This is a genomic window from Bartonella sp. AA86SXKL (genome assembly GCF_042196885.1).
Map to the genome: position 1 here is coordinate 1 of NZ_JBHIRE010000505.1, position 257 is coordinate 257.

Annotated in this window: 1 protein-coding gene; it reads right to left on the bottom strand. The window is 40.1% G+C overall.

The genetic code is table 11. From position 1 onward, the window contains the following. A partial coding sequence (locus ACFIO5_RS12910; protein ID WP_375705621.1) for an FAD assembly factor SdhE occupies positions 1-242 on the bottom strand: 242 nt, incomplete at its 3' end. Positions 243-257 lie beyond the last annotated feature (15 nt).

Here is a 257-nt window from a genome sequence, read left to right on the forward strand (position 1 = left end):
GGACCATCAACTTCAGATGGTGGCGAAATTTCTCCCGTAATCCACGTCAGTAAATCACGATCATCAAAAGACATAATATACTCAAGTTCAGAAATCTTTTTAACACTCATTCCACTGATATGAGCATCCACATATCGCCCCAAAATAAGATCCATTTCACGAATACCGCGATGCCATGCACGAAAAATCAATCGGCGACGACGTAAGTCCAATTGATTTTCGTCAACGACAACAATTGTCATAAAAGTCTCCTTGAA